Source organism: Azospirillum sp. TSH58 (assembly GCF_003119115.1).
Taxonomy (GTDB): domain Bacteria; phylum Pseudomonadota; class Alphaproteobacteria; order Azospirillales; family Azospirillaceae; genus Azospirillum.
Genome location: NZ_CP022364.1, coordinates 689,359 through 715,691, shown reverse-complemented (window position 1 = coordinate 715,691; position 26,333 = coordinate 689,359). Strand labels below are relative to the sequence as shown.

Sequence of the window (26,333 nt, the reverse complement as noted above, 5' to 3'; positions counted from 1 at the left end):
CAACTCGGCCGTTGGAATGCCCAAATTGCTTGTTTTCTTTCGGGGCGATAGTTTAGCGGAACCCCGCGCCACCCGGAAGACCGGAGCGGGCGCCGGCGGTTCTCGCGGCTTGTGGCGGAAACACGGCGACTCAACAGCCGAACGGTGGGGAAGGCGGGTCAACCGGTGAAGAGATTCCTGATCGCTGCTCTGATACTCCTCGGTCTGCTGGTGGCCGCGGTGCTGATCGTGCCCAGCGTCGTCGATTGGAACGCCTACAAGGCCCAGATCGCGGAGCGGGTCTCCGCCGCGACGGGGCGCGAGGTGGAGTTGAGGGGCGACATCGGCCTGTCGCTGCTGCCGGCCCCGGCGCTGACGGTGCGCGACGCGCGTCTGGCCAACGCGCCCGGCGGGTCGGAGCAGGACATGGCCCGCCTGAAGGAGCTGGACGTCCGCGTGGCGCTCGGCCCGCTGCTCAGCGGCCACATCCAGGTGCAGAGCATCAAGCTGATCGACCCGACCTTCCTCTTCGAAACGCTGCCCGACGGCCGCTTCAACTGGGATTTGTCCGGCGCCGGGCGGGCGGCCGGCGGCGGGCGGCCTCCGTCCGGCGACGGGTTGGCCTCGGCGGTCAGCTTCGATCAGGTGACGGTGCAGAACGGCACCATCCAGTACCGCGACGCCCGCACCGGTCAGTCCGAGGTGATCGACCAGATCGACGCGCGGATCGTCGCCGGCAGCTTCACCGGGCCGTTTCAGGGGCAGGGCAGCTTCCGGGCGCGCGGCGTGCCGCTGCGCGGGGAGATGTTCGTCAGCCGCCTGATCGACGGCGCCGCCGTCCAGGTCCGCGCCACGCTGTCCATGGCCGACACCGACGCCACGCTGCGCTTCGCCGGCATCGTGACCAACCCGCCGGGCAGCGGCGGGTCGCGCGCGCAGGGCGATCTGCGCGCCGAGGGCAGCGATCTGTCCCGCGCGCTGGCCCTGGTCCGCAACGGCGCGGCGGCCGGCGAGGACAGGAAGGCGAACGCGCTGCTCGCCCAGTCCTTCGGCATCCGAACGGCGGTCGAGGCGTCCCCGACCGGGGCCAGCTTCACCAATCTGGAGGCGCAGCTCGGCGACACGCGCGCCACCGGCACGGCGACCCTGCGCAGCGGCGCGCCCGCAAGGGCGGAGCTGACCCTGGCGTTGAACCGGCTCGACCTCGACGCCTGGCTGGACCGCGCCGGCTCGGGCGGCGTCTCGCCGACCGGCCAGCCCGCCGCCCGCAATGGAAACGGGGGCAAGAGCGCGCCGTCCAACGCTCCATCGACGGGCGCTCCATCCGGTGGCGCTCCATCCGGTGGCACTGGCCAGCCGGGCGGGTTCGCCCTGCCGGAGGCGCTGGACGCCAAGCTCGACCTCGCGGTGGATGGCATCACCTACAACGGCGGGGTGATCCGCCAGGGGCGGGTGGAGGCCAGCCTGGCCGGCGGCACGCTGAACATCGACCGCGTCAGCGCGCTCCTGCCCGGCGGGTCCGACATCGTGGCGGCGGGGGAGCTGGCGGCGGCCAACGGCCAGCCGAACATCAACCTGCGGATGGAGGCGAACGCCGACAACCTGCGCGCCCTGCTGGAATGGCTGCGGGTGGACGTCCGCGCCGTTCCGGCGGACCGCCTGCGCCGGGCGTCCGTCGCCGCGCAGGTGCAGGGAAAGCCGGGGCGGCTCGACGTCAGCGGGCTGGATCTGCGGGTGGACGCCAGCCGCCTGACCGGCGCCGTCGCCTATGTGGACCGCGGCCGGCCCGCCTTCGGGGCGCGGCTCGACCTCGACCGGCTGAATCTCGACGCCTATCTGCCCCCGCCGGGCGGCGGCGCGGCCCAGGCCGCCCCAACGGCCAACGGAACGGCCGCCAACGGAACGGCCGCACCGGCGCCTACGCGCAACGGAAGTTCGCCTGGGAGTTCGTCCGCGGGTTCGTCCGCGGGGTCGTCGATGACCCCGGCCCGGCTGCTGGCCGGCGTGGACGCGAATCTGGAACTCTCGGTCGGGCAGCTGACCGTGCGCAAAACGCCGGTGCAGGGGCTGCGGCTCGACGCCACCGCCGCGGGCGGTGCCCTGTCGATCAAGGAAGCGACGGTGCAGGACGCCGCCGGGGTGAAGCTCCGCCTGGACGGGCAGGTCGCCGGGCTGGAGCCGCTGCGTGGCGCGCATCTGACGCTGAACGCCGAGGCTCCCAGCCTGGAAGGGGTCGCACGCGTGGTCGCTTGGCCGGAGGGCGCCCCCGCGCCGGAGCGGTTGGGCGCGGTGAAGGCGCAGGCCCGCCTCTCGGGCGACGCCGAGCGTCTGGCGGTCGAGCTGGGCGTGGACGCGGCCGAAGGCTCGCTGGAGGCGGGCGGCACGCTGTCGAACGTCGAGAAGGACCCCATCGCCGACCTCAAGCTGCGCGCCAAGCATCCGGAGATCGCCCGGCTGGCCAGCCTGTTCGCCGACACCCCGTCCGCCGGTGGCGCGGTGTCGGGCTCCTATGGGGCGATGGACCTCTACACGGAGCTGGCGGGGACGCGGAAGGCCTTCACGCTCGGCAACATCCAGGGCGTGCTGGCCGGCGTCACCCTCAAGGGGAAGGCCAGCGCCGACCTGAACGGCAGCAAGCCGCGGGTGGAGGCCGAACTGCAGACCGGCGACCTGGAGCTGGACCGGCTGGCGGCGCTCCCCGCGGCGGCATCGCGCCCCACGGGCGCCGCCGCCCCGGCGGCCGAGGCGTCGCCGGGCGCGCCCACAGCCGCCGATACGGGGGCCAACACGGGGGCCAACACGGGGGCCAACACGGGAGATTTCAGCGGGCTGCGCCGTTTCGACGGACGCTTCGTGCTGACTTCCTCGGCGCTCGTCAAGGGCGGGACGCGGATCGAGAAGCCGGCCCTGCGCGCCACCGTGACGAACGGCGTGCTGACGGTGGAACGCTTCGACGGCACCCTGATGGGCGGTCAGCTCGGCGCCACCGGCCGGCTCGCCGCGCCGGGCAACCAGACGCCGACCGCCGAGGCCACCATCACCCTGTCCAAGGCCAAGCTGGCCGAGGCGGTGGGCGGCGGTCTGGGCGGCGGAGCGCTGGAGATCGCCGGGGGCGTGCTGGACGCCGAAGCCAACCTGACGACCAGCGGGGCCGGCGGCGACGCCATGCTCAGGGCGCTGGCCGGCCAGGGCCGGATCAGCGCCCGCGACGGGCTGCTGCGCGGCTTCGACCTCGGCGCCCTGCGCGACCGGCTGACCAGGCTGGAGCGTCCGCAGGAGCTGCTGGGCGCGGTGATGGGCGGCCTTCAGGGTGGGGAGACCCGCTTCGCCCGGCTGGACGGCAGCTTCGCCATCGACAAGGGCGTGGCCCGCACCGAGGACACCCGCCTGACCTCCGACCTGGGCGAGGCGGTGGCGGCGGGGCAGGTCAACCTGCCGGCGCAGACCATCGACATGCGCGTCCGCCTGACCGTGCAGTCCGACCAGTCGTTGCCGCCCCTGACCGTCCGCATGACCGGCGCGCTCGACAAGCCCACCCGCTCCTTCGAGATGCAGGAGGTGCAGGAGTATTTCGCCCGCCGCGCCGCCGAGGGGCTGCTGAACAAGGTGGTGCCGAAGGATCTGCCGGTTCCCGGCGGCGGCAACGCCCCGAAACCCGACGCGCTGCTGAAGGGGCTGATCGACGGGCTGCGGCGTTGAGGGTCAGGGGGAGCGCGCGAGGCTTTGCGTCCAAGCCCCGTGACGCTTTGCGTCCAAGCCCGTTGAAGTTCCGTGGGGCGGGTCCCATAATGCGGCAGACAAGAAGCGGATTTTGAGTCGATGCAGGTGGACAATAAGATTCTGGACGATCTGGCCCGCGTTGCGGGCGGCGCGCTCGGCGCGCTGTCGTCCCTGCGTGAGGAAGCCGAGGCGCAGATGCGCCAGCAGTTCGAGCGCGTCCTGTCGCGCATGGACGTGGTGAGCCGCGAGGAGCACGAGGCCGTCCGCGCCATGGCCGCCAAGGCCCGCGAGGAGCAGGAGGCCATGACCGAGCGGCTGGCCGCTCTGGAGGCCACGGTCGCGGCCCTCCAGGCCGGCCGCGACTCGAAGCCGGACGCGGGCGCCGCCGCCCCCGCGGTCGGCCCCATCGCCGGAGGGGGCGGCGGGCCGGTCTGATCCGGCCCCGCCACGACACCAGTCCTTCACGGATGCACCGCCGAAAACCAGTTGCGCCGGCCAGACCCTTTTGGCACGGTGCATTGGGTGGTATCCATCCGTCTGCCAGCCACAACATCTCGGGGCTTCCCCTTCATGCGCGAAGGCGGACCGGCCCCGGGGCGGTTCCGTCCACCGCGCCTTTACAGGAGGACGCCGACATGTCGGCTGTTGCCGTCGACACCCCCTCATCCGCGCACAATCCCCTGGACATCGTCGAGGAGATCGTCACCGCCAACGAATGGCCCTTCGAGCGGGCCGGCGAGGACGAGCTGATCGTCGAGATCGGCGGGCGCTGGTGCGATTACCGTCTCTACTTCGTCTGGCAGTCCGACGTCAGCGCGATGCAGTTCTCCTGCCAGTTCGACATGAAGGTCCCGGCGGCACGCCGGTCGTCCGTCAACGACCTGCTGGCGGAGGTGAACGCGCGCATGTGGCTGGGCCATTTCGACGTCTGCTCCGAGGAGCACACGCCTATGTTCCGCCAGACCATGCTGCTGCGCGGCTCGCGCGGCGCGACGGTGGAGCAGCTTGAGGACCTCGTCGAGATCGCCCTGTCGGAGTGCGAGCGCTTCTACCCCGCCTTCCAGTTCGTGATCTGGGGCGGCAAGTCGGCGTCGGAGGCGGTGTCCGCCGCCATCCTCGACACCGCCGGGGAGGCGTGAGCGTCATGACGCAGGGGTGCACGTTGCTTCTGGCCGGCTGCGGCAAGATGGGCGGCGCGATGCTCGACGGCTGGCTGAAGGCCGGCATCGCGTCCAGCGTCGCCGTGGTCGAGCCGTCCGGCCTGCCGGAATCCCTGCGCGGCAACCCCGCCGTCGTCCTGGCGGGCGGGCCGGATGCCGTGCCTGCCGGCTTCGTGCCCGATGTTGTCGTTCTTGCGGTGAAGCCGCAGGTGATGGACTCGGCTCTTCCGGCCTACCGGGCGCTGGTCCGTCCCGGCACGGTGTTCCTGTCCGTCGCCGCCGGCAAGACCATCGCCTCCTTCGAATCGGCGCTGGGGGAGGGGGCCGCCATTGTCCGCTCCATGCCCAACACGCCCGCCGCCATCGGCCGCGGCATGACCGTCGCCGTCGGCAACCCGGTGGTGACCGAGGCGCAGAGGACGCTGTGCGATTCGCTGCTGCGCGCCGTCGGCGACGTGGCCTGGGTGGAGGACGAGTCGCTTCTCGATCCGGTGACCGCCGTCTCGGGCAGCGGCCCGGCCTACGTCTTCCTGATGGTCGAGGCGATGGCGAAGGCCGGCGAGGCCGCCGGGCTGCCCGCCGATCTTGCCATGCGTCTGGCGCGGGCCACCGTTGCGGGGGCGGGCGAGCTGCTCCACCAGTCCCCGATCGCGGCCGCCGACCTGCGCAAGGCGGTGACCAGCCCCAACGGCACCACCCAGGCGGCGCTCGATGTGCTGATGGCCGGTGACGGGATTCAGCCGCTGCTAGACCGCGCCGTCGCCGCCGCCGCGAACCGCTCCCGCGAACTGGCGAAGTAAGGCGCCATGGCGGCCCTCAGCCCCTCCGCCCAACGCGTCCAGGCCCTGCTGGACGGCTTCGGCCATGGCCACGCGGTGGTGGAGCATGAGGGCAGCACCCGCACCTCGGAAGACGCGGCCAACGCCGTCGGCTGCGCCGTGGCGCAGATCGCCAAGTCCCTGATCTTCCGTGCGAAAGACAGCGGCCGTCCAGTGCTGGTGGTGGCCAGCGGGGCCAACCGGGTGGACGAGAAGGCGGTCGGCCGGCTGATCGGCGAGAAGATCGGGCGGGCCGATCCGGACTTCGTCCGCGAGGCCACCGGCTTCGCCATCGGCGGGGTGCCGCCCATCGGCCACGCCGTGCCGCCGCTGGTCCTGATCGACGCCGACCTGATGGCCCTCGACACCATCTGGGCCGCCGCCGGCACCCCCAACGCGGTCTTCCGCCTGACCCCGGCGCAGCTTGTCGCCATGACCGGCGGGCGGGTCGAAACCGTCCGCAAGGGCTGACCGCCCGACAAGCGATACGGTCAACCGGGCAGGATGCCGCAGCGCGGCATGAGCGCGCATCGCCCGGCCACCCCTCTTCCAAGCCTCTGGATTCTCTGGCAAGACTCTTCCCAACGAGTTCTTGAACAGAGACGCATCAGGGAGGCATCCGTGACCGACGCCCGGCACAACCCGTACGAGACCGACCTCGACCAGAACGCCGCCAACACGGTGCCGTTGTCGCCGCTCTCCTTCCTGCGCCGCACCGCCGCCGTCTATCCGCAGCGCATCGCCGTGATCCACGGCCCGGTCCGCCGCACCTGGGCGGAAACCTACGAGCGCTGCGTGCGCCTCGCCTCGGCCCTGTCCAAGCGCGGCATCGGGCTGGGCGACACGGTCGCGGTGATGGCCCCCAACACCCCGGAATCCTTCGAGGCGCATTTCGGCGTGCCGATGACCGGCGCGGTCCTCAACGCCCTGAACATCCGCCTGGACGCCGAGGCGCTGGCCTTCATCCTGGAGCATGGCGAGGCGAAGGTCCTGCTGACCGACCGGGAATTCTCCAGCGTCATCTCCAAGGCCGTCCACATGCTGGAGCCGAAGCGCCGCCCCATCGTCATCGACATCGACGACCCGCAGGCCAAGGGCGGCGAACTGATCGGCGAGCAGACCTACGAGCAGTTCCTGGAGACCGGCGACCCGGCCTATGAATGGCCGATGCCGGCCGACGAGTGGCAGGCCATCGCGCTCAACTACACCAGCGGCACCACCGGCAACCCGAAGGGCGTCGTCTACCATCACCGCGGCGCCTATCTGAACGCCATGGGCAACGTGCTGACCTGGGCGATGCCGCACCATCCCGTCTATCTGTGGACCCTGCCGATGTTCCACTGCAACGGCTGGTGCTTCCCCTGGACGGTCACCGCCATGGCCGGCACCAACGTCTGCGTCCGCACCATCACCGCCAAGGGCATCTACGACGCTCTGGCCGATCTCGGCGTCACCCACATGTGCGGCGCCCCGATCATCATGGGCCTGATCGTCAACGCGCCGGAGGACCAGAAGCGCGAGATCCCGCGCGGCGTGAAGATGATGACCGCGGGCGCCGCCCCGCCCGCCGCGGTGATCGAGAAGATCGAGCGGATGGGCTTCGACGTCACCCACGTCTATGGCCTGACCGAGGTCTACGGCCCGGTCACCATCTGCGCCTGGCACGAGCACTGGAACGACCTGCCGCTGGAGGAGCGCGCGGCGCTGAAGGCGCGCCAGGGCGTGAACTACGCCACGCTGGAAGGGCTGATGGTCGCCGACCCCAACACGCTCCAGCCGACCCGCAAGGACGGCGTGACGATGGGCGAGATCTTCATGCGCGGCAACACCGTCATGAAGGGCTATCTGAAGAACCCGCGGGCGACGCAGGAGGCCTTCTCCGGCGGCTGGTTCCACACCGGCGACCTCGGCGTCTGGCATCCGGACGGCTACATCGAGCTGAAGGACCGGTCGAAGGACATCATCATCTCCGGCGGCGAGAACATCTCGACCATCGAGGTTGAATCCGTCCTCTACAAGCATCCGGACATCGTCGAGGCCGCCGTCGTCGCCCGCCCGGACGAGAAGTGGGGCGAGACGCCCTGCGCCTTCGTCACCGTGAAGGAGGGCAAGCGGCTGACGGAAGCCGAGGTGATCGCCTATTGCCGTGAGCATCTGGCCCACTTCAAGTGCCCGCGCACGGTCGTCTTCACCGCCCTGCCGAAGACCTCGACCGGCAAGATCCAGAAATATGTGCTGCGCGATCAGGCCCGCGCGCTGAACGGAGCGAAGGTGTGACTGTTGTGAACGGGGGCTTCGGCCCCCTTCTGCCCGAGGAACGGGCGGACGCCGCGACCCTGGTGCGCCAGGGTTTCGGCATTCCCCGCGAGTATTTCGACCGGTCTGTGGAGCTGTTCGGGCCGGGTGTGATGCGCGGCCTGCGCGCCGGGCCGGAGGCGGGCCGCGCGGGCCAGCTCGTCGCCTGCGCCGCGGTCTGGCCGATGGACCAATGGTTCGGCGGGCGCCCGGTGCCGTCCTGCGGCGTGGCGGCGGTCGCCGTCGATCCGGCGGAGCGCGGGCGCGGCTACGGCACCGCGCTGATGCGCGGCCTGCTGGAGGAGGCGCGGGCCGGGGGCGCCGCGCTGTCGGTGCTCTACCCGGCGACTCTCCCGCTCTACACCCGCCTGGGCTACGGGCGGGGCGGGGTGTCCTTCGACTGGAGCGCGCCGCCGGCCGCCCTGTCCGCCGGGCCGATGCCGGGGGACGGGTGGATTCGCCGGACCGACGCCAGCGACGCCAGCCAGCTTGCGGCGCTACGCCGCAGCCTGCTCACCACCGCCAACGGCCTGGTGGAGCGCAATGAGGGTCTGTGGAGTTTCGCCCTCTGCCCGGACGGCGCTCCGTCCGATGTTTACACTTTCGGTGGTCCTGGCGGCCTTGAGGGATACGTCGCGGTGGCGCCACCCGCCGATCGAAAACTCACGGTGGCGGATCTGTGCCTGATCAGCCCGCGTTCGGTGCGGCTGGCGCAGAGCTTCCTGGCCGGCTACCGGGCGCAGGTCGACCGTGTCTCCTGGCGCGGCGGTCCCGACGACCCGCTGGTTCTGATGGCGCCGGACAGCGGCCCGCGTGCCGACGCGCGGGATGAATGGCTGTTGCGCATTCTTGACCTTCGGCGCGCCTTGGAAACCCGCGGATATCCATCTGGAGTTGCCGGCGAATTGACGCTGGATGTCTCCGATGCGGTGATTCCGGAGAATTCCGGCAGTTTTCGGTTGTGCCTGTCCGATGGAAAGGCCGTCGTGAACCGGGTTTCGGAAAGGACGGGCGGCGGCGGAAAGGCGGAGGGGGCGGTGCTTTCCCTGTCCATCGCGGCTTTCGCCACCCTCTACAGTGGGCACAAGGGTCCGCACACTCTCCGTCAGGTTGGTCTTCTGCGTGGCGGCGAGGATGCTCTGGCGCTCGCGGCGCTGTTTTTCTCGGGACCGGCGCCCTGGATGCCGGACCGTTTCTGAAGCGGTGTTACCAGTCGCGTTTATCAAACCAGAAATTAACCCTTTCTGCTGTATCCCTTAGTGACAAAGGCATGACGACGGCCAACCCACAAGGCCGTACGATCCGGGGGAGCCCGATTTCATGACGATTGGAACGCGGATTGCGCTCGGTTTTGCGGCGGTCCTTCTGATGACGGTTGCGGTGGCGTTCGTTGGTTGGAACAGCCTGCGCACCTACGCCGGACGCGTCGATCTGGCGGCCCACACCGCCGAACTGGACGCCCGGCTGAAAACCGTGCGGATCGAGGAAGCCCGCTTCGTCACCGAGCGCGACTCCAAGGCCGCCGACAATGTGCCCGGCATGCTGGACCGGCTGCGCGACGAGGCGCAGGGCACGCGGTCCGCGCTGGAGGACGCCGGCAGCGTCCGGCTGGTGGACGAGATCCTGGCGGGAATCGCCGGCTACCGCAGCGCCTTCGGCAACTTCGTCGCCCAGGACAAGGAGGCCCGCGCCCGCACCCAGAGCATGGAGACGCGCGCCCAGGCCCTGCGGGAGATCGCGGAGAAGATCGGCAAGCAGCAGTCCGACCGCTACGACCAGAACATGGTCAGCCTGAAGGACGCCGAGCACGCCGTGCGGCAGAGCCGCGACACCTCCGATCGCGCCGACCGGCTGATCGAGATGGTGCTGGAGGCGCGGCGCCTGCAGTCCGACTTCGCGCACACCCGCAATCCGGCCACGATGGTCGCCGCCGGGGAGGCCATCGCGGCGCTGCAGGCCAACGCCGAGGCCATCGAGAAGGATCTCGTCGGCACCAACGACGAGGAACTGGCCCAGCGGATCGTCACCATCGCCGGCGCCTATCGGATGGTGTTCGAGCAGGCCCGCGCCGAGGGCGCCGGCGAACCGGCCAGCGGCCGCATCCAGGCGCTGGATCGCCATGCCCAGGAAATCCAGAATCTCGCTCACGAGATGCAGGAGAACCAGGCGATGGTCTCCAGCGCCCTCCAGGAGGCCGCGAACTTCGCCCAGAGCGAGGTCAACGAGGCCGTCCAGCTGCGCGGCATCGCCATGCGCCTGATCCAGGGCGCGCAGTCCGCGATGCTGGGGCAGCGCGACTTCATCCTGATGAACGGCGAGGAGGCCCGCGCGCGGGTGCACGGCGCGGTGAAGGAGACGCTGGCGCTCGCCACCCAGGCCGGGGCCGTGCTGGTCGATTCGGAGGGCCGCGCGCTGATCGCCGCCATCACCGAGGCGGCCCAGGCCTTCGACCGGGAATTCGCCGCCCTGGTCAGCACCAGCGAGAACCAGCGCACCGCCTCCAAGACCATGGCCAAGGCCGCCGGCGACGTCAGCGAGCAGGTGGCCCGTCTCGTCTCCATCCAGCGCGACGACCGCGAGAACGGGCGCAGCGGGGCGGAGCTGATCATCATCGTCGGCGCCGCGGTGGCGCTGGCGCTCGGCATGCTCATGGCCTGGATCATCGACCGCGCCATCACCCACCCGATGCACGCCATGACCAAGGCGATGGGCCGGCTGGCCGAAGGCGACCTGACGGTGGACATCCCCGCCGGCGACCGCAAGGACGAGCTGCGCGCCATGGCCGAGGCGCTCAGCGTCTTCAAGGAGAACGCCCTGGAGATGCAGCGCATGGAGGGCGAGCGGGAGGAGATGCGCCGGCAGATCGACGCCGACCGCCGCCGCACCATGAACGAATTCGCCAACGGCTTCGAACAGGCGGTGTCGGGCGTCGTCCTGTCGCTGACCGAGTCCGCCGGCAACCTGGGCCGCGACGCGCAGGAGATGTCGTCGGACGCCGCCCTGACCACCGCCAAGTCGAGCGCCGTCGCCGCGGCGTCGGAGCAGGCGTCGAGCAACGTGCAGACCGTCGCCGCGGCGGCCGAGGAGCTGTCCTCCTCCATCGCCGAGATTTCCCGCCAGCTCAACAGCAGCTCCCAGGTGGCGGTCGGTGCGGCGGCCAAGGCGACCGAGACCAACGGCATCGTCGAGGGTCTGGCCGAGGCGGCGCAGCGCATCGGGCAGGTGGTGGACCTGATCGGCGAGATCGCCGAGCAGACCAACCTGCTGGCCCTGAACGCGACCATCGAGGCGGCCCGCGCCGGGGAAGCCGGCAAGGGCTTCGCCGTCGTGGCCACGGAGGTCAAGAACCTCGCCGGCCAGACCGCCCGCGCCACCGAGGAGATCTCCAGCCAGGTGGCCCAGATGCAGGCGGCGACCGGCGGGGCGGTGGGCGCCATCCGCACCATTTCCGACGCGGTCGGCACCATCAGCAGCACGGTCACCGAGATCGCCCGCGCCATGGAGCAGCAGGGTCTCGCCACCCGCGAGATCGCCCAGAACGTCAATCAGGCCGCCGAGGGCACGCAGGAGGTGATGCACCACATCGCCGAGGTGACCAACGCCGCCACCAAGACCGGCGGCGCCGCCGACGCGGTGCTGAGCGCCAGCCGCACCCTGGCCCGGCAGGCCGAGCATCTGCGGTCCGAGGTGCAGGGCTTCCTCAACAAGGTGCGGACCGCCTGATCGCGGTGCGATGGGGACGGGCCGGGGGCTGAAAAATCCCCCGGCCCGTCCCCGTTGCTTTCGCACGGGGCATCTGTTAAGCCGCGCCCAGCCTCACGGACGCGAGATCCCATGGACTTCCCCTTGTCACAGCGCGATTCCACACGGGGAATTCCCGACGCGGTGCTGGCCGGTCTCGCCGGCGTCGCGGCGGCGGCGCTCGGCCCGCTGGCCTCGATGGCGCCGCGCGGTTTGCCGGTCTGGGCCATCCTGATCGCGCTGATCGGGCTGGTCGGTCTCGCCCGCCGCGGCGCCTTGGGGCGGCTGCAACGGGCGATGCCCGGCACGGTGGTGGTCCTGGCGTTCCTGGCGCTGGCCTCCCTCTCCATCCTGTGGAGCCCGTCGCCGCGCGCCGGACTGACGGTCGTGGAGATCGGCTACATCGGCCTCGGCGCGCTGGCCGGCGGAGCGTGGCTGTCCTCCTTGCCGGGGGTGGAGGCGCGGCGGCTGACCGGCCTCTTCCTGGTGGGCGTGTTCGCCGGCGTCCTGCTGTTCGCCGTGGAGGCCGCGCTGGATTTCCCGCTGCACCGTTGGTGGAACCATGTGCCCGCGGGCATCGAGATCGCGGAGACCAACGTGCCCAAGCGCACGGCGGTTCTGCTCTGCCTGCTGGTCTGGCCGGCGGCGATGGCGCTCGACCGGGCCGGGCGGCGGGGGATGGCCGTCGTCCTTCCCACGGTCTTCGCGGCGGCCTGCCTGCTGCTGACCAGCCGCTCGGCCATGCTGGGCATCGCCGCCGGGGGAGCGGCCTTCGCGTTGGCCGTCTGGTCGCCGGGGCTCGTCCGCGGGCTGTTGGCGGCGGTGCTGGGGATCGCCTTCACCTTCGTGCTGCCGCTGGTGCTGCTGTTCGACCGCGTGCTGAACCTGGATGGTGCCGACTGGCTGTTCCGATCCGCCCAGCACCGGGTGGAGATCTGGGGCATGGCGGCCGGCCGGGCGCTGGAGACTCCCTTCCTCGGGCAGGGCATCGACGCGTCCCGCGCCTTGGAGCCGGACGGTGCGGTGTCGCGCTTCGGCACGTTGACCGACAGCCTGCTGCCGCTGCACCCCCACAACGCCTTCCTGCAAGTCTGGCTGGAGCTTGGCGCCCTCGGCGCCGCGCTGGCCCTGATGGCCGCGTTGCTTCTTCTGTTCGGCACGGGGCGGATGGAGCGGCGGCTGCAACCCTTCGCGCTGGCCCTGTTTGCGTCGGCGCTGGCGATGGCCAGCACGGCCTATGGGATCTGGCAGGCGTGGTGGATGGGCGGCATGCTGGCCGCCGGCCTGATGCTCCGGCTGGCCGCCCGCACCCCGGCGGGGGGCGAATGACGGCGGAGAGCGGCCCCGATGGACGTAGTGCGCGCCGCCGCGTCCTGGTCATCAAGCTGGGCGCCTTCGGCGACTTCTTCCTGGCCCAGACCGCCTTCTCGGCCATCCGGCGGCACCACGCCGCCGACCATCTGACGCTGCTGACCCTGCCGTCCCTGGCCCCGCTCGCCCGTCTCAGCGGCCTGTTCGACGAGGTTCTGGAGGACCCGCGCAAGCGGTCCCTTGCGGCGTATGGGCGCGTTCGCCGCCTTTTGCGCGCCGGGCGCTTCGATCGGGTCTACGACCTTCAGGCGCAGCCGCGCACCGACCGCTATTTCTGGCTGCTCGCCCCCGGCCCCTGGCCGGAATGGTCGGGCACCGCCTGGGGCGCCTCGCACCGCGACCAGTATCCGGGGCGGCGCAAGGTGCCGGTGATCGAGCGCTACACCCGTCAGCTGGCGCCCTTCGGCATCGTGCCGGACGCGGTGCCGGACCTGTCCTGGCTCGACGCCGACACCGGCGGGTTCGGTCTTGCCGCGCCCTATGCCCTGCTGATCCCCGGCTCGTCCCCCGGACGGCCCGACAAGCGCTGGCCGGTCGAGCGCTATGGCGAACTGGCACAGGCGCTGGCGGCGCGCGGGATCACCCCGGTGGTGCTGGGCACGGCCATCGAGGCGGATCTCGCCCGGGCCATCGCCGCCGCCTGTCCGCAGGCGGTGGACCTGACCAGCCGCACCAGCGTGCCGGAGATTGCCGGGCTGGCCCGCCGGGCCTGGGCGGCGGTCGGCAACGACACCGGCCCCACCCATCTGGTGGCATCCGTCGGCTGTCCGACGCTGGGGCTTTTCTGCGACGCGTCCGTCCCCATCCAGGCCAACGGGCCGCGCATGTCCGTCCACCACCGGCCGTCCTTCGCCGAGATGGACGTGGCCGGCGTGCTGGCGGCCATGGGCGCGCTCCCGCCGAGCCGGTAGAGTGGAGCTGATCGTTTGGCAGGAGTCATGAAGGATTTGAGCAGCCAGGACGCCAGCGCCACGCCCGCCGAAGCGGTCACCCTGCCCGCCGGAAAGCCGGGCGGGCGCCTGATGCTGCTCGCCAAGCTGGCGGTGACCCTGGCGGTTCTCGGCGTGCTGGGCGCCAAGGCCGACTGGCCGGCTCTGCTGGCGCGCCTCGCCGGAGCGGACCCCGTCTGGCTGGCCGCCGGCTTTGCGGCGAAGCTGCTCGCCGTGGTCTGCGCCGGGGAGCGCTGGCGCGATGCCCTGCGCGCCGCGGGCGAGCGGGTCTCGCACGGGCTGGCGATGCGGCTGATGTTCACCGGCCTGTTCTTCGGGCAGGTGCTGCCGGGGGCGTTGGGCGGCGACGTGGTCCGCGGCTGGCTGACCTACCGGGGCGGGGCGTCCTCCACCGCCGTGATGCTGGCCCTGGTGCTCGACCGGTTGCTGGCCCTGGTCGGCTGCGTGGCGCTTTTGTTCCTCGGCCTGCCGCATCTGGTGGCGACGGCTCCGCCCTCCGTCGCCTGGGCCGGGCCGGTGGCGGTGGCGTTGCTCGCCCTCGCCATGGTCGCGGGGCTCCAGGCGGACCGCCTTCCATTGCCCGGCGTCCTGCGGCGCCCGCCGGTCCAGGCGGTGCAGGCCCAGGTGGCGCGCCTGCGCGTGGCGCTGCTCAGCCGGGCGGCGTTCGCCGGGTTGCTGCACAGCGCGGCGGTTCACGCCTGCACGGTCTTCGCGGTGATCGCCTACGCCCAGGCGCTGGGCATTCCCGTGCGGGTCCTGGACGCGCTGGCCGTCGTGCCGATGACCATCTTCGCGGCGGCGCTGCCGATCTCTCTGAACGGCTGGGGCGTGCGGGAGGGGGCCTTCGTCGCCGGCTTCGCGCTTTACGGCCTCGGCGCCACCGACGCGCTCGCCCTGTCGCTGATGATCGGCCTGTCGGTCACCCTGTCGTCGCTGCCGGGCGGCCTGCTTTGGTTTAGTCTGAAGGGGCGGAAGGAGCTTGGGCGGCCCTGAGCCGGGCCAGCGCCCAGCCCGCGGCGTCCCGCACCACGTCGCTCGGGTCCTCCAGGAGGCGTTCGGCCACCGGGGCGAGGCGGGCGTCGCCGCTGTTGCCCAAGGCCACCAGGACGTTGCGCACGAAGCGGTCGCGCCCGATCCGCTTGATGGGCGAGCCGCTGAACACCTGCCGGAAGCCGGCATCGTCCAGCTGCGCCAGATCGGCCAGCCGCGGCGCCGTCAACTCCGCCCGCGGCAGGAAGGCCGCCTCGCGGGAGCGTTTGGCGAACTTGTTCCAGGGGCAGGCGGCCAGGCAATCGTCGCAGCCGTAGACGCGGTTGCCCATCAGCGGGCGCAACTCCTCGGGGATCGGCCCCTTGTGTTCGATGGTCAGGTAGGAGATGCAGCGCCGCGCGTCCAACTGGCCGGGGGCGGGGAAGGCGGCGGTGGGGCAGGCATCCAGGCAGCGCCGGCACTGGCCGCAGCGGTCCACCCCCGGCGGGTCGGGCGGCAGCTCCAGCGTCGTGTAGACCTCGCCCAGGAACAGCCAGGAGCCGTGGGTGCGCGACACGAGGTTGGTGTGCTTGCCCTGCCAGCCCAGCCCGGCCTTCTCGGCCAGCGGCTTCTCCATCACCGGGGCGGTGTCCACGAAGACCTTCAGTTCGGCCTTGAAGCGGTGGGCGATCCATTGGCCCAGCGTCTTCAGGCGGCCCTTGATGAGGTCGTGGTAATCGCGGTTCTTCGCGTAGACCGACACGATGCCGCGCTCGGGATGCGCCAGCAGGGCGCGCGGGTCCTCAGCCGGGGCGTAGCTGGTGCCGAGCGCGATGACGGTGCGCGCCTCCGGCCAGAGGGATTGGGGGTGGGCACGCTGGTCGGCCCGGTCGTCCATCCAGCCCATGTCGCCGTGCCGGCCCTGGCGCAGGAACTCGGCCAGCCGCTCCCTGGCCTCGGCGCCCAGTTCCGCCCGCGCGAAGCCGACCGCGTCGAAGCCCAGCGACAGGGCGCGGTCGCGGATGGCTTCGCGGGTGGAGGTGGCTGGGTCGGGCATGGTGGTACGTTCGGCAAAAGCGCACCCCCCTCACCCTGACCCTCTCCCCGGAGGGGAGAGGGAAATCGGGGGGCATCCTTGGATCAGCCGCGGCCGCGGTAGGTCTGGACGTCCTGCGGTGGAATCCACACGCCCTTCGGCGGCTCGCCGGTGGCGTAGAAGACGTCGATGGGAATGCCGCCGCGCGGGTACCAGTAGCCGCCGATGCGCAGCCACACCGGCTTCAGCTCGTCCACCAGACGCTTGCCGATGCCGACGGTGCAGGCCTCGTGGAAGGCGCCGTGGTTGCGGAAGCTGGTCAGGAACAGCTTCAGCGACTTCGACTCCACCAGCCACTCGCCCGGCACATAGTCGATGACCAGATGGGCGAAGTCCGGCTGGCCGGTGATCGGGCAGAGCGAGGTGAATTCCGGTGCGGTGAAGCGGACGACGTAGTTCTCACCGGGGTTCGGGTTCGGCACGCGCTCCAGCACCGCCTCTTCCGGCGTCTTCGGCTGGACGGTCGCGCCGCCGAGCTGCGTCAGGCCGGAATAGATGCTTTCAGACATCGGCGGATTCCTTCTTCACGGGCTTCACGGGCTTCACGGGCTTCACGGGCTTTGCCGGCTTCGCCCTCAGGGCGGCCAGCGGGTCCTCGGTGGCCGGGACGTCGCCTTCGTTCAGGCGGGCCTCCAGCGCGCCCGCGACCTCGTCGAAGCGGCCGTCCTCGATGGCCTGACGAAGCTCGGCCATCAGGTCCTGGTAATAGTGCAGGTTGTGCCAGGTCAGCAGCATCGGCCCCAGCATCTCGCCCGCCTTGAACAGGTGGTGCAGATAGGCCCGGCTGTGGTTGCGGCACGCCGGGCAGCCGCATTCCTCGTCGAGCGGGCGCTCGTCATGGGCGTGGCGGGCGTTGCGGATGTTGATGGTGCCGCGCCGCACGAAGGCCTGACCGGTGCGGCCCGAGCGGGTGGGCATCACGCAGTCGAACATGTCCACGCCGCGCCGCACCGCGCCGATCAGGTCGCTGGGGCGCCCCACCCCCATCAGGTAGCGCGGGCGCTCCTTGACCATCAGCGGCTCGGTGAAGTCGAGCACGGTGAACATCGTCTCCTGGCCCTCGCCCACGGCCAGCCCGCCGATGGCGTAGCCGTCGAAGCCGATGTCGCTCAGGGCCGCCACGCTCTCCGCCCGCAGGTCCGCGTAGACGCCGCCCTGCACGATGCCGAACAGGCCGTAGCCGGGCCGCTCGACGAAGGCGTCCTTGCTGCGCTTCGCCCAGCGCATCGACAGGCGCATGGACGAAGCCGCCTGGGCCTCCGTCGCCGGGAAGGGGGTGCACTCGTCCAGGCACATGGTGATGTTGCTGTCCAGCAGATGCTGGATCTGGATCGAGCGTTCCGGCGTCAGATGGTGCTTGCTGCCGTCGAGGTGGGATTTGAAGGTCACCCCCTCCTCGGTCATGGTGCGCAGGTCGGACAGGGACATGACCTGGAAACCGCCGCTGTCCGTCAGGATCGGCTTGTCCCAGTTCATGAAGCGGTGCAGGCCGCCCAGCTGCCCGACGCGCTCCGCCGTGGGGCGCAGCATCAGGTGGTAGGTGTTGCCCAGCAGGATTTCCGCGCCGGTGGACTTCACGGCGTCGCTGGTCATCGCCTTGACGGTGGCGGCGGTGCCCACGGGCATGAAGGCGGGCGTGTTGATGACGCCGTGCGCGGTGGAGACCCGGCCGCGCCGGGCGCGCCCGTCGGTCTTCAGAAGCTCGAACCCGATGCCGGTCATCACACCCTCCGGAGCAGCGACGCGTCGCCGTAGCTGAAGAAACGGTAGCCCTGGCCGATGGCGTGCGCGTAGGCCGCCTTCATCGTGTCCATGCCCGCGAAGGCGCAGACCAGCATGAACAGGGTGGAGCGGGGCAGGTGGAAGTTGGTCACCAGAAGGTCCACGATCTTGAAGCGGTAGCCGGGGGTGATGAAGATGTCGGTGTCGCCGCTGAAGGCCCGGATGCTGCGGTCGTCCAGACCCGCCGTCTCCAGGATGCGCAGCGCGGTGGTGCCGACCGAGACGATCCGCCCGCCGGCGGCGCGGGTGGTGTTGATGGCCTCGGCGGTCTCGGGGGAGATTTCGCCCCACTCGCTGTGCATGCGGTGCTCGGCGATGTCGTCCACCTTGACCGGCAGGAAGGTGCCGGCCCCGACATGCAGCGTCACCGGCACGCGGCGGACGCCGCGGGCGTCGAGCGCCGCCAGAAGCTCCGGCGTGAAGTGCAGACCGGCGGTGGGGGCGGCCACGGCACCCTCCCGCGCGGCGAAGACGGTCTGGTAGTCCGCCGCGTCCTGTTCGTCCGCCTCGCGCCGGATGTAGGGGGGCAGGGGCATCCGGCCATGGCGGTGCAGCGCCTCCATCAGCTCCGGCCCGCCCTTGGAGAAGCGCAGCCGCACCTCCATCCCGTCCTTGGCGACGACTTCCGCCGAAAAGTCCTCGGCGATGGCGATCACGTCGCCGGGCTTCAGCCGCTTGCCGGGGCGGGCGAAGGTCGCCCATTCCCGTTCCCCCTCGCGTTTGTGGAGCGTGATCTCCACCCGCACCTCGCCGCGCCGGCCGTCCAGCCGGGCGGGGATGACGCGGGTGTCGTTGACGACCATCAGGTCGCCCGGCTCCAGCAGGGCGGGCAGGTCGCGCACGATGCGGTCGTGCAGACGCTCCGCCACGTCGAGCAGACGGGCGGCGTCACGCGGCTTGGCCGGATGCTCGGCGATGCGGTCCGGCGGAAGGTCGAAGTCGAAATCGGCGGTCTTCATGGGAGCCGCTCGTATAGACCAAAGCGGTGGGACGGGGGAAGCATTACGAGTCGGGGATCATTCGGGTAGGGGGAGGGCCTGGGCGGTCAGGGCGGCGGTCTGGCGGGCGTGCAGGACGTCGACGTCGAAGCCCTGGATCATCTCCTGGAACAGCCGGTACCAGTTCACCTCGGCCTGGAGATGCAGGAAGACGGAGCCCAGCCCGATCGCCGCGCGGTCCATGAAGACGAACTCCCGCGGCACCTCCACCCCGCCGACGCGGCGCAGCTCCGCATGGACCTTGGCGGCGGTCTCGCGGCCGTAATGGCCGGAGTTGGTCTCCTCGATGCGGCGGCTGCGGTCGTCCATGATCGGGGCGTAGACGAAGCGTGCCCAGATGTTGAGCACATCCACCAGTTCCTTGGTCGGGTTGGCGAAGCCCCAGGTGCGGTAGGCCTCCACCGCCTTGTCCTGGTTGCCGGTCTGCAGCGCGTCGTAGAGGTCGATCACCCCCTTCACGAAGCGGGCCGGGAAGACGCGGACGCAGCCGAAATCCAGCAGGTTGATCCCTCGGTCGGGCCGCACCGTGTAGTTCCCCAGATGCGGGTCGCCATGGATGATGCCGTAGCCGTAGAAGGGCACGTACCAGGCGCGGAACATGTTCATCGCCAGCTCGTCGCGGGCGTCCGGCTGGTCCTTGACGAAGTCGAGGATCTTGCGCCCCTCCACCCATTCCAGCGTCAGCAGGCGCCGGGTGGACAGGTCGGGCACCACCGCCGGCACATGAACACCGGAGGTGTCGGCCAGCATGGCGCGGTAGAGGCGGGCGTGCTTGGCCTCGCGCTCGTAATCCAGCTCCTCGCGCAGCCGGGCGCCGATCTCGGCCTGGATCTGCTTGGTGGAGATGGCGCTGTCGGTGCGCTCGAAGATGGCGAAGATCAGCCCCAGCTGGCGCAGGTCCGCCTCCACGGCGGAGGCCATGTCGGGGTACTGGAGCTTGCAGGCGAGGTTCTGCCCGTCCAGCCCGACGGCCCGGTGCACCTGCCCCAGCGAAGCGGCGGCGGCGGCGGTCTGCTCGAAGTGCCGGAAGCGCTTGTGCCAGGCGGGGCCAAGCTCGCTGGCCATCCGGCGCTTGACGAAGGGCCAGCCCATCGACGGCGCGTCGGCCTGGAGCTGCGACAGCTCCTGCACATACTCGCGGGGCAGGGCGTCGGGGATGGTGGACAGCAGTTGCGCCACCTTCATCAACGGCCCCTTCAGCCCGCCCAGCGCGGCGCGCAGTTCGGCGGCGTGGCGATCCCGCTCCAGGGGGATGCCCAGCACCCGTTCTCCGGCGAAACGGGCCGCAAGGCCCCCCACGGCGGTCCCGACCCGCGCATACCGCGCGATCCGGCCGCCAAGCCTGTTCTCATCCGTGTTCGGCATGCCGAATAGGTGGGGGCGTGGAGGCCGAAAGGCGAGTCCCCCGGCGACGTTCCGGCGCCGCGGACCGGTCCGGTCATCGCCATCGGCACCCGGCGCTCGTCGCGCCGAATCTCGGAAACGCGGCGGTGTCTTCTGGCCTCCGGTTTCCTTTGTGCTCAAATGGACCGGAATCATAAAAGTACGCCATCAAAGATTGAATATTTCCTTTTTCAGCGTTTTGTCCTTCTTTTCATTAAATTCAGGCGACAGAGAATGTGTTTTAATTCTTTCATAATCAATCGGGCCGCATACCGGAGTATGTGGCGCGAAGCCCGGTGCAACGGGGGAACAGATGCGGTTTCAGGACTTCCGGATCGTCAACAAGGTGCTTCTGGTGATCGGCCTGATGGCCATGCTTGCGGTTGCGTTGAGCACCAACGGGCTGGTCCGGATGGGAAGCCTCGATCAGAGCTACACCAACCTGATCAACGGCGAGGCCAAGGCGAGCCTGTGGCTCGCCCGCGGCACCTCGACGCTCAACGAGACCGGGCGGCTGCTCTACACCATGATCTCCGAAGCGGACCCGGCGCGCATGCGCAACCTGGCCGAGGAGATCGTCCGGCAGGAAAAACTGCTCGACCAACGGCTGGACATGGCCGGCAAGACGCTCCCGTCGCTGGCCGCCGACATCGCCGCCGCGCATCAGCAAACCGGTGCCATGTCCAAGATCGCGGAAGAGGTCCGCTCTCTGACCCTGGGGGGCAAGGACCAGGAGGCGATGGCCGTGATGGGAAAGCGGTATGAACCCGCTTTCCTCGATCTTCTGTCCCGCATGCGCGCACTTCTGGAAAGGGCGGACAAGGATCTCGACAACGCTGCCGACATGGCAACGGCCGGCTATCAGGACTCGCGCCTGTGGACGATGATCGCCGGCGCCGTGGGCATCGTCGTCTGCCTTGGGCTGGCGGTCCTGCTGACCCGCCGCACCATCGCCGGCCCCATCGAGCGGCTTACGGGTGCGATGCGGGCGCTTGCGGACGGCAATCTCGACACGATCGTCGAGGGACAGGGCCGCGGCGACGAAATCGGCGGCATGTCGAGGGCTCTCCAGGTGTTCAAGGACTCCGCCATCGAAAAGCGCCGTCTGGAAGCCGCGGAGAAGGAGGAAACCGCCCGCCGCGGCGAACGCCAGCGCCGGATCGAGGAGTTCACCCGCCGCTTCGATGGGATCGTCACCGGATTGCTCGACCGGGTCACGGCCTCCGTGCGAACCCTGCACACGTCGTCGGACAGCCTGTCCGCCACCGCCGAGGAAACCCAGCGGCAGAGCGCCACCGTCTCGTCGGCCGCCGAACAGGCGACGGCCAACGTTGAAACCGTGGCGGCGGCCGGCAACGAACTGACCGCGTCGATCCACGAGATCGCCCGGCAGGTCTCCGACGGCAGCGCCATAGCCACGACCGCCGACCGTGACGCCGCCGCGGCGAATCACAAAGTCGGCAGCCTCGCCGACGCGGTGGCGAGGATCGGTGAGGTGACGAGCCTCATCCAGAACATCGCCTCGCAGACCAACCTGCTGGCGCTGAACGCGACCATCGAGGCGGCCAGGGCCGGAGAGGCCGGCAAGGGCTTCGCCGTCGTCGCCTCCGAAGTGAAGAGCCTCGCCAACCAGACGGCCAAGGCGACCGAGGAGATCGCCGCCCAGATCACCGCCATCCAGACCGAAACCGCCGTGGCGGTGGCGGCCATCCGCGGCATCTCCGCGACCACCGTGCGGATGAGGGAGCTGACCACGAGCATCGCCGGCGCCGTCGAACAGCAGGGAGCGGCCACGACCGAGATCGTCCGCAACGTCGACGAGGCCGCGCAGGGGACGCGCGTCGTGGCCGACAACATCATCGACGTCGCCCGGGCGGCCTCCGACACCGGGCGCATGGCCGGCGACGTCTTCAAGGCCGCCAGCGAGGTGCAGGAGGAGAGCGAAACGCTGCGGGTGGAGATCGAGCGCTTCCTGCAGCAGGTGCACGCGGCGTGACGCCGGCAAGCCGGCGCCACCGTTCCGCAGGAAGCGCCGCGCTCACCCGCCCGGCGCGATGTTCTGGTTCACGCAGAACAGGTTGGTCGGGTCGTACGTCGCCTTCAGCGCCCGCAGGCGTTCGTAGTTCGGCCCGTAGGCGGCCTGGACGCGCTGTTCGTCGTCGGTGACGAAATTCACGTAGACCCCGCCCGTGGCATAGGCGGCGGTCCGGTCGGAAACGCCGCGCGCCCATTGGATGCAGGCGCTGTCCTCCTGCGGGGTGTTCCAGCGCGCGTGCACGTTCATCACGAACAGGGCGTCGCGGTGCGGGTAGGCGGTGGCGTCCGCCGGGACGCGGTTGGCCGCCGCACCGAGCAGGCCGACGAAGATCTCGCACTGGTCGGAGGGCAGCCTCGCGGCCTCCTCGACCAGCACGTCGATCAGCCCGTCCTCCAATCCGGTGAAGTTCTGCGATTTCCAGTAGTTCCGTGCGCCCGGCACCAGAAGCGGGTCGAAGGCCGCCTGCCACGCCGCGTAGGGCATGAGACCGACATGCTCCCCGACCGGCGTGCCCAGCGACAGCACCGGCTCCAGCGCCTTGCGGGCCGCCGCCTCGTCGTCGCCGGCGCAGATGACGGGCATGACCACCACCTCCTTGCCGTGCACGTCCGGCGGCAGGAAGGGCAGGGGCGGCGCCTTGCGCAGCACGGCCCACGCGGTGGCCTCGTCGGGCAGGGCCGCCGTGGCGTCGCGGTAGCGGCGCATCAGGTCGCCCGCCCCCGCGAAGGGGTGGACGACCAGCCCGGCAAACACCATCGGCCCCACGGGGTGCAGGCGGAAGGTGAAGGAGGTGACGACGCCGAAGTTGCCGCCGCCGCCGCGGATGGCCCAGAAGAGGTCGGCGTTCTCGTCGGCGCTGGCCCGTAGGAACCTCCCGTCGGCGGTGACCACGTCGGCGCCCAGCAGATTGTCCACCGTCAGGCCATACTTGCGGGTCAGCCAGCCGAACCCGCCGCCCAGCGTCAGCCCGGCGATGCCGGTGGTGGAGTTGATGCCGACCGGAACGGCCAGCCCGAAGGCCTGCGTCTCCCGGTCGAGATCGCCCAGCGTGGCGCCGGGGGCCACCCGCGCCGTCCGGCTCACCGGATCGACATGGACGAAGCGCAGGGCGCCGAGGTCGATCAGCAGGCCGCCGTCGCACAGGGAATTGCCGGCGATGTTGTGGCCGCCGCCGCGCACCGAGACCAGAAGCCCGTTCTCCCGCGCGAAGCGCACCGCCTGCATGACGTCGGCGGCGCCGGCGCAGCGGGCGATCAGGCCGGGCCGGCGGTCGATCATGGCGTTCCAGATCGTCCGGGCCTCGTCATAGCCCAGCGACTGCGGGGTCAGCAGCGGACCGCGCAGACGGGCGGCAAGATCGTCGACGGCCTGCTGGGAAAGGATCGTCTCCCGCCGGTCGGCGGTGCGCAGCGTGACGTCACCCATCGGGCATCTCCCCGTCAAAGCGGCAACTTCCGCGAATAATCGGGCCGTTATGGCGCAACAAGGGTAAAGCGGTGCCCCGGTGCAGGCCATTCGGGAAAGGACTCCCGCCGGTGTTCTTCCGGACGGAGCCACCCCTCAATTCGGTGTTTGCGCGGCTTTGACGGTGGGAGGCGGTGGATCAGCCGCCCTGGCTGCGGATCCAGGCGGCGGTGGCGCTGTCCATGGTGTTCTTGTGGTTGATGAACCACTCCGGCACCACCTCGGTCAGGTAGCCGCGGACCAGGGCCAGATTGCCGGCGGCCATGCGCTTGGCGATGCCTTCCAGCTCCAGACGGACGCGGTTGTGCTCGTGCACATGGATGGGAGTCGGCGGGAAGCCGTACTGGTGCATCAGCTCCTCCTCGCGGGCCAGATGGTCGCGGAGATGCTGGGCGAAGGCGGTGAAATGGGCGGGCAGGTCGGCGTCCGACGCCGTGGCGGCCTCGGCGAGAAGCTCGACGGTCTCCTTGTGGTCGGCGTCGATGATGGCGTTGCCGACTTCCAGGGACGGGCTCCAGGCGGGGATCGAAAGGGTGGGCATGGTGCTCTCCGAATGGATCATTGGAAGCCACCATACCCATCCCGCGATTGGGGATTCTTGACGTCCGTCAAGAAAACCCGGTGGGAAACTCTGGTCAGGGCTGATTTTCCAGCTCGTCAACAAAGCCGCGGATGACGTTCAGCCCCTTCTGCCAGAAGGCCGGGTCGCTGGCGTCCAGCCCGAAGGGGGCCAGGAGCTCCTGATGGCGCAGCGTGCCGCCCGCCGACAGCATCGCCAGATACTTCTCCGCGAAGCCCGTCTCCGACTCCTGGTAGACCGCGTAGAGCGAGTTCACGAGGCAGTCGCCGAACGCGTAGGCGTAGACGTAGAAGGGCGAATGGATGAAGTGCGGGATGTAGGACCAGTAGTTCCGGTAGCCCTCGTCGAAGCGCAGCGCCGGGCCGAGGCTTTCGGTCTGCACCGCCATCCAGATCTCGCCCAGCCGCTCCGCCGTCAGTTCGCCCTCGCGGCGCTCGGTGTGGACGCGGCGCTCGAAGTCGAAGAAGGCGATCTGGCGGACCACCGTGTTCAGCATGTCCTCGACCTTGGAGGCCAGCATGATCTTGCGGCGCTTCGGGTCGGTCTCGCGGTCGAGCAGGGCGCGGAAGGTCAGCATCTCGCCGAACACCGACGCGGTCTCCGCTAGGGTCAGCGGCGTGTCGGACAGAAGATGGCCCTGGCCGCCGGCCAGGATCTGGTGCACGCCGTGGCCCAGCTCATGGGCGAGCGTCATCACGTCGCGCGTCTTGCCCTGGTAGTTGACCAGCAGGTAGGGGTGGACGCTGGGCACCGTCGGGTGGGCGAAGGCGCCCGGCGCCTTGCCGGGGCGGACCGGCGCGTCGATCCAGGCGTTGTCGAAGAAGCGCTTGCCCAGGGCGGCCAGATCCGGCGAGAAGCGGCCGTAGGCGCCCAGCACCAGATCGCGCGCCTCGTCCCAGCGGATGCTGCGGTCGGCGTCGTCGGGAAGCGGCGCGTTGCGGTCCCAGTAATCCAGATGGTCCTGCCCGAACCACTTGGCCTTCATCGCGTAGTAGCGGTGGGACAGCGCCGGGTAGGCGTCCTTCACCGCCGCGGCCAGCGCGTCGACCACCTCGTCCTCGACGCGGTTGGACAGGTTGCGGGCCGACGTCGGCGCCTTGTAGTTGCGCCACTTGTCGTCGATCTCCTTGTCCTTGGCCAGCGTGTTGGTGACCAGGGCGAACAGGCGGATGTTGTCGCCCATCACCCGGCCGATCACCGCCCCGGCCTCCTTGCGGACCTCCGGGCGGCGGTCGGACAGGCGGTTCAGCGCCTCCGCGCAGGTCAGTTCCTTCCCGCCGATGGGGAAGCGCAAGGACGCGATCGTCTCGTCGAACAGGCGGTTCCAGGCGGCGCGCCCGACCACATGCTTCTCATGGAGCAGCCGTTCGACCTCGTCGGAGAGCTGGTGCTCGCGGAACAGGCGGACGTCGCGCAGCCAGGGGGCGTAGCGGGCAAGCTCCTTCGACGCCTTCACCTTGGCGTCCAGGACCTTGTCCTCCAGCCGGTTGATCTCCAGCGTGAAGAAGACGAGGTGGGTGGAGATGCCGTTCACCCGCTCCTGCGCCGACTGGTAGAACTTGGCGATGGCCGGGTCGGTCATGTTGCCGTTGTAGACCAGCCCGGCGTAGGACATCACCCGCGACAGCACCTCGTCGATGTGTTCGTACTCGCGGATGGCGGCGGCGAAGGCGTTGCCGTCCAGCCCGGCGAGCTTGGTCGCGTATTGTTCATAGAAGTCCTTGGACGCGCGCTCCATCCGCTCCAGGTCGGCCTTCAGTTCCGCCGACTCCATGCCCGGATAGAGGTCCGTCAGGTCCCAGGAGGGCAGGGCGCCGAGGTCCGGCCCGCCCCCCGTGGCGGCCAGGGCGGTGTCGGGCATGGTGGTCTGGGGAGCGCCGTGGAAATTGCCAATCGGGTGCCGGGTGGCGCTGCGGGTCATCTGTCCCTCCGTTCTGGGCTTTGCCTATTCTGGGCTTAGGCCGTCCTGAGCTTTGGAACCGGATATAA

At 70.3% G+C, this 26,333-nt stretch carries 20 protein-coding genes; 12 read left to right on the top strand and 8 right to left on the bottom strand.

Annotation, left to right across the window (positions count from 1 at the left end):
* The first annotated feature begins 165 nt into the window (after nt 1–165).
* From TSH58p_RS06930 to TSH58p_RS06880, 11 genes are all read left to right on the top strand, one after another.
* Complete coding sequence (locus TSH58p_RS06930; protein ID WP_109068038.1) at nt 166–3,678, top strand: AsmA family protein; 3,513 nt, start codon at nt 166–168, stop codon at nt 3,676–3,678.
* A 120-nt stretch (nt 3,679–3,798) separates the two neighbouring features.
* The gene (locus TSH58p_RS06925; RefSeq protein WP_109068037.1) at nt 3,799–4,134 is read left to right on the top strand and encodes an accessory factor UbiK family protein; all 336 of its coding nucleotides are present in this window, start codon (nt 3,799–3,801) and stop codon (nt 4,132–4,134) included.
* 200 nt (nt 4,135–4,334) lie between these two features.
* Nucleotides 4,335–4,838: a YbjN domain-containing protein gene (locus tag TSH58p_RS06920; protein WP_109068036.1), complete on the top strand. Its 504-nt coding sequence runs from the start codon at nt 4,335–4,337 to the stop codon at nt 4,836–4,838.
* A gap of 5 nt (nt 4,839–4,843) precedes the next feature.
* Nucleotides 4,844–5,659 (top strand): pyrroline-5-carboxylate reductase, encoded by an 816-nt coding sequence (gene proC, locus TSH58p_RS06915; RefSeq protein ID WP_109068035.1) that lies wholly within the window; start codon nt 4,844–4,846, stop codon nt 5,657–5,659.
* A gap of 6 nt (nt 5,660–5,665) precedes the next feature.
* A complete protein-coding gene (locus tag TSH58p_RS06910) occupies nt 5,666–6,148 on the top strand; it encodes a YbaK/EbsC family protein (RefSeq protein ID WP_109068034.1) in 483 nt (160 codons plus the stop codon).
* A gap of 150 nt (nt 6,149–6,298) precedes the next feature.
* Nucleotides 6,299–7,954 carry an acyl-CoA synthetase gene (locus TSH58p_RS06905; RefSeq protein ID WP_109068033.1) on the top strand — a complete coding sequence of 552 codons (1,656 nt, stop codon included), beginning with the start codon at nt 6,299–6,301 and terminating at the stop codon, nt 7,952–7,954.
* Nucleotides 7,951–9,171 carry an enhanced intracellular survival protein Eis gene (gene eis, locus TSH58p_RS06900; protein ID WP_247873822.1) on the top strand — a complete coding sequence of 407 codons (1,221 nt, stop codon included), beginning with the start codon at nt 7,951–7,953 and terminating at the stop codon, nt 9,169–9,171. The genes TSH58p_RS06905 and eis overlap by 4 nt, the downstream gene beginning before the upstream one ends.
* Before the next feature lie 121 nt (nt 9,172–9,292).
* Entirely contained in the window at nt 9,293–11,695 is a 2,403-nt protein-coding gene (locus TSH58p_RS06895; RefSeq protein ID WP_109068032.1) for a methyl-accepting chemotaxis protein, read from the top strand.
* Nucleotides 11,696–11,806: 111 nt separating this feature from the next.
* Complete coding sequence (locus TSH58p_RS06890) at nt 11,807–13,042, top strand: O-antigen ligase family protein (protein WP_109068031.1); 1,236 nt, start codon at nt 11,807–11,809, stop codon at nt 13,040–13,042.
* Nucleotides 13,039–13,995 carry a glycosyltransferase family 9 protein gene (locus TSH58p_RS06885; RefSeq protein ID WP_109068030.1) on the top strand — a complete coding sequence of 319 codons (957 nt, stop codon included), beginning with the start codon at nt 13,039–13,041 and terminating at the stop codon, nt 13,993–13,995. Before TSH58p_RS06890 ends, TSH58p_RS06885 begins: the two co-directional genes overlap by 4 nt.
* Nucleotides 13,996–14,022: 27 nt before the next feature.
* Nucleotides 14,023–15,027 carry a lysylphosphatidylglycerol synthase transmembrane domain-containing protein gene (locus tag TSH58p_RS06880; RefSeq protein WP_109068029.1) on the top strand — a complete coding sequence of 335 codons (1,005 nt, stop codon included), beginning with the start codon at nt 14,023–14,025 and terminating at the stop codon, nt 15,025–15,027.
* Here TSH58p_RS06880 and queG read toward each other — a convergent pair.
* The 5 genes from queG to TSH58p_RS06855 form a co-directional block, all read right to left on the bottom strand.
* Nucleotides 14,990–16,060, bottom strand: a complete 1,071-nt coding sequence (queG, locus tag TSH58p_RS06875; RefSeq protein ID WP_109068028.1) for a tRNA epoxyqueuosine(34) reductase QueG — start codon at nt 16,058–16,060, stop codon at nt 14,990–14,992. The two genes, TSH58p_RS06880 and queG, sit on opposite strands and share 38 nt — an antisense overlap.
* Before the next feature lie 83 nt (nt 16,061–16,143).
* Complete coding sequence (queF, locus tag TSH58p_RS06870; RefSeq protein WP_109068027.1) at nt 16,144–16,608, bottom strand: preQ(1) synthase; 465 nt, start codon at nt 16,606–16,608, stop codon at nt 16,144–16,146.
* Nucleotides 16,601–17,821, bottom strand: coding sequence for a tRNA guanosine(34) transglycosylase Tgt (tgt, locus tag TSH58p_RS06865; RefSeq protein ID WP_109068026.1), 1,221 nt, complete (start codon nt 17,819–17,821; stop codon nt 16,601–16,603). Before tgt ends, queF begins: the two co-directional genes overlap by 8 nt.
* Nucleotides 17,821–18,840, bottom strand: coding sequence for a tRNA preQ1(34) S-adenosylmethionine ribosyltransferase-isomerase QueA (gene queA, locus TSH58p_RS06860; protein ID WP_109068025.1), 1,020 nt, complete (start codon nt 18,838–18,840; stop codon nt 17,821–17,823). Before queA ends, tgt begins: the two co-directional genes overlap by 1 nt.
* A 57-nt stretch (nt 18,841–18,897) precedes the next feature.
* Nucleotides 18,898–20,244 carry an AarF/ABC1/UbiB kinase family protein gene (locus TSH58p_RS06855; RefSeq protein WP_109068024.1) on the bottom strand — a complete coding sequence of 449 codons (1,347 nt, stop codon included), beginning with the start codon at nt 20,242–20,244 and terminating at the stop codon, nt 18,898–18,900.
* A gap of 331 nt (nt 20,245–20,575) precedes the next feature.
* Between TSH58p_RS06855 and TSH58p_RS06850 the strand changes: the two genes are divergently transcribed.
* Nucleotides 20,576–22,258, top strand: a complete 1,683-nt coding sequence (locus TSH58p_RS06850; RefSeq protein WP_109068023.1) for a methyl-accepting chemotaxis protein — start codon at nt 20,576–20,578, stop codon at nt 22,256–22,258.
* 42 nt (nt 22,259–22,300) lie between these two features.
* Here the strand turns inward: TSH58p_RS06850 and TSH58p_RS06845 are convergent, their stop codons facing one another.
* From TSH58p_RS06845 to TSH58p_RS06835, 3 genes are all read right to left on the bottom strand, one after another.
* Nucleotides 22,301–23,725 (bottom strand): FAD-binding oxidoreductase, encoded by a 1,425-nt coding sequence (locus tag TSH58p_RS06845; RefSeq protein ID WP_109068022.1) that lies wholly within the window; start codon nt 23,723–23,725, stop codon nt 22,301–22,303.
* A gap of 178 nt (nt 23,726–23,903) precedes the next feature.
* A complete protein-coding gene (locus tag TSH58p_RS06840; RefSeq protein ID WP_158282550.1) occupies nt 23,904–24,305 on the bottom strand; it encodes a bacteriohemerythrin in 402 nt (133 codons plus the stop codon).
* Nucleotides 24,306–24,399: 94 nt separating this feature from the next.
* Entirely contained in the window at nt 24,400–26,205 is a 1,806-nt protein-coding gene (locus TSH58p_RS06835) for a M3 family oligoendopeptidase (protein WP_109068078.1), read from the bottom strand.
* Nucleotides 26,206–26,333: the final 128 nt, after the last annotated feature.